Source organism: Cupriavidus sp. WS (genome assembly GCF_000395345.1).
Lineage (GTDB): Bacteria > Pseudomonadota > Gammaproteobacteria > Burkholderiales > Burkholderiaceae > Cupriavidus > Cupriavidus basilensis_B.
This window is the reverse complement of the sequence record NZ_AQPL01000016.1, coordinates 1-10,688: the sequence shown is the minus strand read 5'-3', so window position 1 is coordinate 10,688 and position 10,688 is coordinate 1. Positions and strand designations below refer to the sequence as shown.

Annotated in this window: 11 protein-coding genes; all 11 read left to right on the top strand. The window is 70.6% G+C overall.

The window, feature by feature from the left end; genetic code table 11:
• Positions 1 to 621: branched-chain amino acid ABC transporter permease (locus tag K206_RS0101320; protein ID WP_020200602.1), on the top strand; the 621-nt coding region annotated here is incomplete at its 5' end.
• 1 nt (position 622) lies between these two features.
• Complete coding sequence (locus K206_RS37280) at positions 623 to 1,624, top strand: branched-chain amino acid ABC transporter permease (protein ID WP_020200601.1); 1,002 nt, start codon at positions 623 to 625, stop codon at positions 1,622 to 1,624.
• On the top strand, positions 1,621 to 2,400 hold the full coding sequence (locus K206_RS0101310; protein WP_020200600.1) for an ABC transporter ATP-binding protein: 780 nt from the start codon (positions 1,621 to 1,623) through the stop codon (positions 2,398 to 2,400). Before K206_RS37280 ends, K206_RS0101310 begins: the two co-directional genes overlap by 4 nt.
• Positions 2,387 to 3,100, top strand: a complete 714-nt coding sequence (locus K206_RS0101305; protein ID WP_020200599.1) for an ABC transporter ATP-binding protein — start codon at positions 2,387 to 2,389, stop codon at positions 3,098 to 3,100. The genes K206_RS0101310 and K206_RS0101305 overlap by 14 nt, the downstream gene beginning before the upstream one ends.
• Before the next feature lie 66 nt (positions 3,101 to 3,166).
• Positions 3,167 to 3,976 (top strand): N-acyl homoserine lactonase family protein, encoded by an 810-nt coding sequence (locus K206_RS0101300; RefSeq protein ID WP_043365013.1) that lies wholly within the window; start codon positions 3,167 to 3,169, stop codon positions 3,974 to 3,976.
• Positions 3,977 to 4,126: 150 nt separating this feature from the next.
• A complete protein-coding gene (locus K206_RS0101290; protein WP_020200596.1) occupies positions 4,127 to 5,605 on the top strand; it encodes an aldehyde dehydrogenase in 1,479 nt (492 codons plus the stop codon).
• A 6-nt stretch (positions 5,606 to 5,611) separates the two neighbouring features.
• The gene (locus K206_RS0101285; protein WP_020200595.1) at positions 5,612 to 6,652 is read left to right on the top strand and encodes an NAD(P)-dependent oxidoreductase; all 1,041 of its coding nucleotides are present in this window, start codon (positions 5,612 to 5,614) and stop codon (positions 6,650 to 6,652) included.
• A 103-nt stretch (positions 6,653 to 6,755) separates the two neighbouring features.
• The gene (locus K206_RS0101280; RefSeq protein WP_029043096.1) at positions 6,756 to 7,712 is read left to right on the top strand and encodes a tripartite tricarboxylate transporter substrate binding protein; all 957 of its coding nucleotides are present in this window, start codon (positions 6,756 to 6,758) and stop codon (positions 7,710 to 7,712) included.
• A 45-nt stretch (positions 7,713 to 7,757) separates the two neighbouring features.
• Entirely contained in the window at positions 7,758 to 8,876 is a 1,119-nt protein-coding gene (locus K206_RS0101275; RefSeq protein WP_020200593.1) for an Ldh family oxidoreductase, read from the top strand.
• Positions 8,877 to 8,910: 34 nt separating this feature from the next.
• Positions 8,911 to 9,879, top strand: coding sequence for a tripartite tricarboxylate transporter substrate binding protein (locus K206_RS0101270; protein ID WP_029043095.1), 969 nt, complete (start codon positions 8,911 to 8,913; stop codon positions 9,877 to 9,879).
• Between the two features lie 43 nt (positions 9,880 to 9,922).
• The gene (locus K206_RS0101265) at positions 9,923 to 10,585 is read left to right on the top strand and encodes an RraA family protein (protein ID WP_020200591.1); all 663 of its coding nucleotides are present in this window, start codon (positions 9,923 to 9,925) and stop codon (positions 10,583 to 10,585) included.
• Positions 10,586 to 10,688 lie beyond the last annotated feature (103 nt).

Genomic DNA, 10,688 nt, shown 5'->3' with positions numbered 1-10,688 from the left:
TGGCTGGTGCTCAAGCCGTTCCGCCACGACGAGCTCAACGGCATGATCGCCACCATCGGCCTGGCGATGATCCTGCAGGCCGTGGCACTGATGGTGTTCGGCCCCGATCCGCAGTTCATGCCCTCGGTGGCCGAGGGCGCGGTGTCGCTGGGCGGCGTGACCCTGCCGATGTCGCGCCTGTACGTGGTGGGATTCTCGGCCGCGGTGCTGCTGGTGCTCTACGTGTTCCTCGGCCACACGCGCACCGGCCGCGCGCTGCGCGCGGTGGTGCAGGACATGGAGATCGCCACCGCGCAGGGCGTGCGCGCGAAGTTCATGTACCCGCTGGGCTTCGGCATCGGCGTGGGGCTGGCGGCGATTGCGGGGGCGCTGATGGCGCCGCTGTTCTCGGTGTCGCCGTTCATCGGCGCGACGCCGCTGCTCAAGGCCTTCATCGTGGTCATCCTGGGCGGGCTGGGCAGCATTCCCGGCGCGGCGCTGGCCAGCCTGCTGCTCGGCGTGGCGGAGAGCTTCGGCAGCACCTTTCTCAAGAGCAGCACCGCCGACATCCTGATCTTCGCCCTGGTGATGGTGGTGCTGGTGATCAGGCCGGCCGGCCTGCTCGGACGCGCGGAGACCTGATATGCCGGACCACAAGATCGTTCTTCCGCCGGCCGGCGCGCTGCAGGACGTGGCGTTGCCGGGCGGGCAGCGCAAGCCGGGCGCGCGCGCGGGGCTGGCGCTGGCCGCGGCCGTGCTGCTGGCGGCGCCGCTGGTGTTCGACCAGCCGTTCTACCTGCACCTGGCCATCCTGGTGTGCATCAACGTCGTCATCGTCAGCGGCTTGTCGCTGCTGACGCGCGCCGGCCAGGTGTCGCTGTGCCACGGCGCCTTCGTCGGGCTGGGCGCCTACGCCGCGGCGCTGCTGGTGATGCGCGGCGGCATGCCGTTCGTCGCCGGCGCGGCAGTGGCCATGCTGGCGGCGGGCGCGGTTGCCTTCCTGCTGGGCGCGATCATCCTGCGGCTCACCGGCGTCTACTTCGTGCTGATCACCTTCGCCTTTGGCGAGCTGGTGCGGCTGGGTTTGCTGGAGTGGGAAAGCGTGACCGGCGGTGCCAACGGCATCACCGGCATCCCGCCGGCGGCGCTGTTCGGCTTTGCCTTCGAGAGCAAGAGCGCGTTCTATTGCCTGGCCGCCGCGGTGGCCGCCGCGTGCGTGGCGTTCCTGTGGGTGCTGTTCCGCTCGCCGGCCGGCCACGCCATCGACGCGGTGGGCGAGAACGCCGCGCTGGCCGAGGCCAGCGGCGTCAGCGTGCGCGGCACGCAGTTGTTCGCCTTCACCGCCGGCAGCGCGCTGGCCGGGCTGGGCGGCGCGCTGACGGCGCACTACCTGGGCTACATCTCGCCGGAGTCGTTCAACGTCGCGTTGTCGACCGCGGTCATCATCATGCTGGTGGTGGGCGGACGCAGCTTCATCCTGGGGCCGGTGGTCGGCGCGCTGGTGATGACGCCGCTGCCCGAGCTGTTCCGCGGCGCGGTGGAGAGCCAGAACATTTTCTACGGCGTGGCGCTGATCCTGATGCTGCGCTTCCTTCCCCAGGGCCTCGCGGGACTGGCGCAGCGCAGGCGCGGAGCACGGCAATGAACGAGATCCTCAAGGTCGTGCAACTCGACAAGACCTTCGGTGGCCTGAAGGCCGTCTCCGGGCTGAGCTTCAGCGTGGCCGCGAACGAGATCGTCGGCCTGATCGGTCCCAACGGCGCGGGCAAGAGCACCGCCTTCAACCTCATCAGCGGCAGCATCGCGCCGTCCGGCGGCACCGTGACGTTCCACGGCCGCGACATCACCGGCCAGCGTCCCAGCCGCGTGGTCAGGCACGGGCTGGCGCGTACGTTCCAGTCGGCGTCGGTCTACCCGCGCGCCACGGTGGCCGAGAACATCTACCGCGGCGCCATCTCCACGCTGCCCGGCTCGGTATGGACGCAGGCGCTGCCCAGCGCGGGCCGGCGCGCGGGGCTGGCGCGCATCGCGCGCGAGGTCGGCGAGATCCTCGAGCTGACCGGGCTGGGGCCGTACCGCGACGTGCCGGCGGGAGGACTTGCCTACGGCCACCAGAAGAAGCTGGGCGTGGCCATCGGCATCGCCACGCGGCCGTCGCTGCTGCTGCTCGACGAGCCCGCCGCCGGCCTCAACGGCGAGGAGTGCGCCGAGTTCGGGCGACTGTTGCGGGTGCTGCGCGAGCAGCGCGGGCTGGCGCTGCTGCTGGTGGAGCACCACATGGCGCTGGTGATGGAACTGTGCCAGCGCATCGTGGTGCTGGTGCAGGGCAGGAAGGTGGCCGAAGGCACGCCCGCGGCCATCCGCGCCAATCCCGCCGTGATCGAAGCCTACCTGGGAGCCCCCGACTATGCCCATTCTTGAAGCGCGCAACCTCGCGGTGCAGTACGGCCCGCTGGAAGCCGTGCGCGACGTGTCCTTCACCGTGGGCGAGGGCGAGATCGTGGCGCTGGTGGGCTCCAACGGCGCCGGCAAGACCACCACGCTCAAGGCGCTGATGGGCCTGAAGGCGCTCAGCCGCGGCAAGCTGTCGTGGGCCGGCCAGGACATCGCCGCGCATTCCGCCGCGGCGCGCGTGGAGCGCGGCATCGCGCTGTCGCCCGAGGGCCGGCGGCTGTTCGCGCGCATGACGGTGCTGGAGAACCTGGAGGTCGGCGCGCACACCGTGCGCTCGGCCACGCTGCGCCGCCGCACCATCGACCAGGTGTACGCGCTGTTCCCGCGCGTGGCCGAGCGCCGCCGGCAGCTGGCCGGCTCGCTGTCGGGCGGCGAGCAGCAGATGGTGGCCATCGGCCGCGCCATGATGGCGCAGCCGCGCCTGCTGATGCTGGACGAACCCTCGCTGGGCCTGGCGCCGAAGGTGATCGCCGAGATCGCCGCGGCGGTGGAGTCGATCAACCGCGAGAGCGGCACCTCGATCATCCTGGTGGAGCAGAACGCGCGCCTGGCGCTGAAGCTGTCGCACCACGCCTACGTGCTGGAGCAGGGCGAGGTGGTGCGCGCCGGCACCGGCGCGGAACTGCTGGCCGACGATTTCGTGCAGAAGGCCTATCTCGGCGTGTAGCGGCGCATGCGAACACCGGAACACGGGAACACGCAAACACGAACAAACACAGGAGACGACCAGACGATGCAACAGCAACCCTTGCCCGAATACGAGATCTACGCGCTGCGCTTCGCCAGCATGGCGCGGCGCACCGGCGACAACTTCATCTTCCGGGACGAGCACGACGCGGCGGTGTCGATGGACTTCTTCGTCTGGCTGGTGCGCCACGGCCAGACCGCGATCCTGGTCGATACCGGCTTCGGCGAGCGCAGCGCCAGCAGCCGCCAGCGCGCGCTGGAGCATTGCCCGATCGAGGCGCTGCGCCATCTCGACGTGGACCCGTCGGCCATCCGCGACGTGGTGATCACGCACCTGCACTGGGACCACGCCGGCAACCTCGACAAGCTGCCCAACGCCACCTTCCACATCCAGGATGCCGAGGTCGAGTACGCCACCGGCCGCTGCATGTGCGAGCCGACGATGCGGCGCGCCTACGCGGTGGAGGACGTGTGCGATCTCGTGCGCCGCGTCTACGAGGAGCGCGTGCGCTTTCACGACGGCAACGCCACGCTCGCGCCCGGCGTGGAGCTGATGCACATCGGCGGCCATACCAGGGGGCTGCAGGCGGTGCGCGTGCATACCGCGCGCGGCTGGGTGGTGCTGGCCTCCGACGCGGCGCACTACTACGCCAACATGGAGCGCCGCAACCCGTTCCCGATCGTGCTGAACGTGGCCGCCATGCTGGCCGGCCACGCCACGCTGGCGGCCGCTGCCGCGTCGCCGGACCACATCGTGCCGGGGCACGACCCGCTGGTGCTGCGGCGCTATCCGCGCGTGGCCGGCGTGCCGGTGGATGTGGCCTGCCTGCACCTGCCGCCGGCCGCCATTGCCTAGGCGTTCCGCATTCATTGGTGCCAGCTAATAAATCCCGATGAATATCAATTTGTCCCTATGAATGCCGTGCGCGATGATGGCACCGCCGTCCCGCGCATCCTCCCGCACGCGGCGGGAGCCGGACATCCAAACTTTTTCCTCCGACACATCATGGACGCATCCACCATCAGACCCTTTCGCCTCGGCGCCGGATGGCGCACCAGCCAGGGCGACGACAGCACCGTCATCACCTCGATCAACCCGGCCGACGGCAGCATCGCCGGCATCGTCACCCGGGCCTTGCCCAAGGACGTGGACGAAGCCGTCGCCATCGCCTGGGAAGCGTTCCGCACCCGGCCGTGGCGCAAGCTGCGGCCCGACCAGCGCGCCACCACGCTGTACGAGATCGGGCGCCGCCTGGCGGCCGAGCGCGAGCCGCTCGCTCGCCTGCAGATGCTCGACAGCGGCAAGCCGTGGAAGGAATGCCTGAACATGGTCGACATGGCGGCCGGCAACTTCCGCTACTACGCCGCCGTGTGCGAGACCTGGCAGAACGAGATGACGGCGCCGCGCGGCGAGTATTTCTCGATGGCGCTGGCCGAGCCGTTCGGCGTGGTGGCCACCATCACGCCGTGGAACTCGCCGATCATGAACGAGGCGCAGAAGGCCGCGCCCGCGCTGGCCGCCGGCAACGCGGTGCTGGTCAAGCCGTCCGAGGAAACGCCGCAGCTGGCGCTGGAGCTCGCGCGCATCTGCGCCGAGGCCGGCCTGCCCGAAGGGCTGCTGACGGTGCTGCCGGGCTACGGCGAGGACGTCGGCGCGGCGCTGGTCAGGCATCCGGGCGTGCGCATGGTGTCGTTTACCGGCGGCACCGAGACCGGCCGCGTCATCGGCGCGATCGCCGGGCAGCGCCTGATTCCGGTCGGGCTGGAGCTGGGCGGCAAGTCGCCGCACATCGTGTTCGAGGACGCGGATCTCGACAAGGCCGTCGCGGGCGTGGTCTCGGGCATCTTCGGCTCGGCCGGCCAGAGTTGCGTGGCGGGCTCGCGCCTGTTCGTGCAGAAATCGGTCTACCGGCGCTTCATGGACGCGCTGGTCGCGCGCGCGCTGGCCGTGCGCGTCGGCCTGCCCGACGACCCGGCCACGCAGATGGGCCCGCTGGTCTCGCGCGCGCACCGCGACAAGGTGGCGGGCTACGTCGACCTGGCGCGCCAGGAAGGCGGCAAGGTGCTGGCCGGCGGCGCGATTCCCGCCGACGCCGCGCTGCGCCACGGCTGGTTCTACCAGCCGACCGTGATCGAGGGGCTGTCCAACCGCGCGCGCGTGTGCCAGGAAGAGATCTTCGGCCCGGTGCTGGTGGCGCTGCCGTTCGACGACGAGGCCGACGTGATCGAGCAGGGCAACGGCACCGCGTTCGGCCTGGGCGCCGGCATGTGGACCGGCGACTACGCCCGCGCGTGGCGCGTGGCGCGCGAGCTGGAAGCCGGCTCGGTCTGGATCAACACCTACAAGCAATCGCACATCGCCACGCCGTTCGGCGGCTTCAAGGACAGCGGCATCGGCCGCGAAAAGGGATTGCACGGTCTGCGCCTGTATAGCCAGGTCAAGAGCGTGTACTGGGGACTGCACGAAAAACCGCTGGGACTGTAAAACGAGATGACCAACACGACCAATACAATCAGCACAACGAAAGACGCCGCCCTGCCGCTGCGCGGCGCGCGCATCCTGATCGCCGGCGCCGCCAGCCTGGTGGGCTCGCACACCGCCGACCTGCTGCTCGAGGCCGGCGTCGGCGAAGTGCTGCTGCTCGACAACTTCGCCTTTGGCACGCTCGATGCCATCGCGCACCTGCAGGACAACCCGCGCGTGAAGATCGTCAGGGCCGACCTGATGCGCCTGCCTGACCTGCTGGCCGCCACCGAGGGCGTGGACGGCGTGCTGCACCTGGCGGCCTACATGACGCTCGGCTTCGCGCAGACGCCGTGGCAGGCGGTGGACGTCAACGTGCGCGGCGCGCAGAACATGCTCGAGGCGTGCCGCGTGAACAAGGTGAAGAAGGTGGTGTTCGCCTCGTCCAACGCGGTCTACGGCTACGGCACCGGCATCCAGGGCGCGCTGGAGGAGGGCGGCCCGTTCCATTCGACCGGCGCGCCGCCCGCGGCGATCCTGTACGGCGCCTCCAAGATCATGGGCGAGCAGCTGTGCCGCCAGTTCTACCAGAAGCACCAGCTCGACTACGTGGTGCTGCGCTACTCCACGGTGTACGGCGAGCGCCAGCACTACCGCGCGGCCAATTCGCTGTACATCATGCAGACCTACGACCGCGTGCGCGCCGGCGAGCCGCCGGTGCTGCCCGGCGACGGCACCGACACCAAGCACTTCGTGCACGTCTCCGACGTGGCGCGCGCCAACCTGGCCGCGTTCGAGAGCGGCGCCACCGACGTGGCCGTCAACGTGTCCGGCCCCGAGCCGGTCACTACCGGCGAGCTGGTGCGGCTGGTGCTGGAATTCTGCAAGAGCGACCTCAAGCCCGAGATCCGCCCCGACCCGCCCGGCACCGTGCGGCTGACCTCGGGCGGCGCCTTCCACATCCCGCACGACCTCGCCGGCCGGCTGATCGGCTGGCAGCCGACCGTGCGCATGCGCGAAGGCGTGAACCGCCTGCTGGCCTGGCGCGAGGCGCAGGAGGCGCGCTGAATGCGCTGAGCATTCAGCCGCGTGCTGCGGCGCGCGGCAGCACGACCGACGCATGCCGGCCATGTACCGGCATGCGCGTCATGAGCAAAGGAGACAAGACGAGATGCAGCTACGTTCACGACTCGGCGGCGTGGTGCTGTCGCTATGCGCGCTGCTGTGCGCGGCGCCGGCCCGGGCCTGGCCGGACAAGCCCATCGAGCTGGTGGTGGGGTTCGCCGCTGGCGGCGGCACCGACCTGACTGCCCGCGCGCTGGCCAGCTTTCTCGGCAAGGCGCTGGGCGCTTCCGTGGTGGTGGTCAACAAGCCGGGCGCGGCCGGCGGCATCGGGCTGGCCTACGTGGCGCGCGCGCGGCCGGACGGCTACACGCTCGGCATGACCAACATGCCCGGCCTGGTGACATTGCCGATCGAGCGCAACGCCGGTTTCGGCGCCGGCGACTTCACTTACCTCGCCACGCTGGTGCGCGACCCCAGCGCGTTCAGCGTGAGCCGCGACAGCCCCTACAAGACGCTCGCCGAGCTGATCGCCGCGGCGAAGAAGGACCCCGGCGCGATCAGCTACGGCTCGACCGGCTCCGGCACCGACGACCACCTGGCGATGGTGATGTTCGAGGGCCTCACCGGCACGCAGCTCAACCACGTGCCGTTCAACGGCGCCGGCCCGATGCGCAACGCGCTGATGGGCGGGCACACCGTCATCGCCGGCATGAACCTGGGCGAGGCGCTGCCCTACGACGGCCGCACCGTGCGCATCCTGGCGCAGGCCTCGGCCGGGCGCTCGAAGCTCGCGCCGGCGGTGCCGTCGTTCCGCGAGCAGGGCGTCGATCTGGTGTTCGCGTCCGAGCGCGGCGTGGTCGCGCCCAGGGGGCTGCCGTCCGCGGTGGAGAAGCAGCTTGGCGCCGCGCTCCGGCAGGTGGCGCTGGACCCCGCGTTCCAGCAGATGATGAAGACCCAGTTCACCGAGATGGACTACCTGCCCGGCCCCGAGTGGAAGCAGCGCCTGGACGGCGCCGAGGCGGGATTCCGGCGCATGTGGGCGGCCCATCACTGGATCGAATGAACGGCTTCGCGTGACCTCCACCAACCGACAAGGCGACTCGCGCCCATGACCGAAATCCTGCATGTCCCGGCGGACGTGGTTCGCCGGCAGATTCTCAATGTCCTCCATGCCTGGGGCATGGCCGACGACCTCGCCGGCGTGACCGCCGGGCTGATGGTCGAGACCGACCTGTTCGGCGTCGATTCGCACGGCGTCTCGATGCTGATGATGTACGAAGAGATGCGCCAGTCCGGCATGCTGCAACTGCAGGCGCGGCCGCGGGTGGTGCGCGACGCCGGCTGCACCGCGCTGGTCGACGGCGGCGCCGGGCTCGGCCACCCGGTCGCAGCGATGGCGATGGAGCTGGCCGCCGACAAGGCGCTGTTGCATGGCGTGGCCGTGGTGGGCGTGCGCAACTCCCATCATTTCGGCGCGGCCGGCGTCTATGCCCGCATGGCCGCCGCGCGCGGGCTGCTCGGCTTCGTCTGCACGGCCACGCGCGGCATCAGCCTGGTGCCACCGCGCGCCACGGTGCCGGTGCTGGGCACCAATCCGCTCGCGTTCGCCGCGCCGGCCGGGCGCCATCCGCCCTTCGTGCTCGACATGTCGACCACCACGGTGGCCGCCAACAAGGTCAAGGTCTATCACCTCAACGACAAGCCCTTGCCGCAAGGCTGGGTGGTCGATGCGGACGGCGCGCCGGTGGCCGATCCGCACCTCGGCATGGACTACGTGTTCAAGCGGCCGGACGGCGGCCTCACGCCGCTGGGCGGCTCGCTGGAGCACGGCAGCCACAAGGGCTACGGCCTGGCGATGATGGTCCACATCCTCGGCGGCACGCTGACGGGCGGCTCGTTCTCGCCGCTGCGCCAGCGCACGCAGAAGCCGGGCGACCCCGACAACATCGGCCACTTCTTCATGGCCATCGATCCGCGCAGCTTCCGCGAGGAAGGCGAGTTCGAGGCCGACCTCGACGCCGCCATCGACGTCATGCACGAGACCCCGAGCGCCGATCCCGCCCAGCCCGTGCTGGTGGCGGGCGACCCCGAGGAACAGACGCGGCGGCACCGGCTGGCGCACGGCATCCCGGTGCCCGCGCGGCTCGATGCCCACGTGCGCGAGATCTGCGCGCGCTGCGGGGCGCAGTACGTGCTGCGGGACCCGGACCCGCGCGCGGCGCGGTAGCGGCACAACCTACAAAAACACAAGGAGACAGACGATGAAACCGAGGCGATGGATGGCGTGCGCATGGCTGCTGGCCGGCGCGCTTTTCGGCATGCCGGCGATGGCCGACACCTTTCCGGCCAAGCCGGTCAGCCTGGTGGTGCCGTATCCGGCCGGCGGCGCGACCGACGTGATCGCGCGGCTGCTGGCGGAGAAACTCTCGAACGCCTGGGGCCAGCCGGTGGTGGTCAACAACCGGCCCGGCGCGGGCACGCTGCTCGGCGCCGAACTGGTGGCGCGCTCGCCCGGCGACGGCTACACGCTGTACCTGACCACCGCGGCGCACACCATCAGCGCCAGCCTGTACAAGAAGCTCAACTACGATCCGGTCAAGGATTTCGCCCCGATCACGCTGACTTCCACCATCCCGCTGGTGCTGGTGGTCACGCCGTCGCTGCCGGTCAAGACGCTGCCCGAGCTGATCGCCTACGCGCGCGCCAATCCGGGCCTGAGCTTCGCCTCCACCGGCAACGGCACGCCGCAGCACCTGACCGGCGAGCTGTTCAAGGGGCGCAACAAGCTGCAGATGGTGCACATCCCCTACCGCGGCGACGCGCCCATGCTGACCGACCTGCTCGGCGGGCAGGTCAAGATGGCCTTCGTCACGCTGTCGGCCGCGCTGCCGCACATCAAGTCCGGCAAGCTCAAGGCGATCGCGCTGGCCAACCCGGAGCGCATCGGCGCCATCGCCGACGTGCCCACCTTCGCCCAGGCCGGCATGCCGGATTTCTCGGCGGCCACGTGGTTCGGCCTGTTCGCGCCGGCCAGCCTCTCGCCGGCGCTGCGCGACAAGATCTACCAGGACGTGGCGCGGATCGTCGCCACGCCGGAGGTGACGCAGAAGCTGGTGGAGATGGGCGGCGAGGTCAACAACACGCCGCCGGCCCAGTTCCAGGCCTTCGTGCAGGGCGAGGCGAAGCACTGGGCCGAAGCCGTGCGCCTGTCCGGCGCGCAGATCGACTGACGCGGCGGCGGCTCTCTTTTTTCACGCACACAGGGACAACATCATGACGCAAGCACAGCAAGACCTCCTCGCGCGCTGCGGCCGCATCGGCAGCAGCACCTGGTCGGACGCGCTCGACACCCTCGGCATCGCCGGCGTGGTGCAGGGCATCGCGCGCCGCAGCGGCGGCGGGCGCATCGCCGGCTTTGCCGCCACGGCGCGCCATAGCTGGGGCCAGCTCGGCGATTTCGACCGCGCCGATTTCGCGGTCGGCAAGCTGGTCGCGGCAAGCGGCCCCGGCAAGGTGCTGATGATCGACGTGGGTGGCGCGCCGATCTCCACTTTCGGCGGCATCGCCTCCACCGCCGCCGTGGCGCGCGGCGCCACCGCCGTGGTCATCGACGGCGCCTGCCGCGACACCGACGAGATCGAGGCCGCCGGCCTGTGGCTGGCCAGCCGCTGGGTCACGCCGCTGACCGGCAAGACGCGCTTGAAGCTGCAGCAGCTGGGCGGCACCGTGACCATCGGCGGCGTGCCGGTCAGCGAAGGCGATCTGGTGATCGGCGACGATACCGGCATCGTGGTGGTGCCCGCCGCCGACATCGAACGCGCGCTTGCCGCCGCCGAGCAGGCGCTCGAAGTCGACCTCGCGGTCGAGCGCGGCATCCGGGAAGGCAAGACCTTCGCCGAGGCCGCCGCCGCGGCCAACTACATCCCGCTCAAATGAGCCGCAAGCCCTTCATCGTGCAGATCGCGCCGCTCGGCGAATGGGCCGACGCCTGCCTGCGCGAGCGCTACGAGGTGCTTCCGTTGTGGCGGGAGAGCGAGCC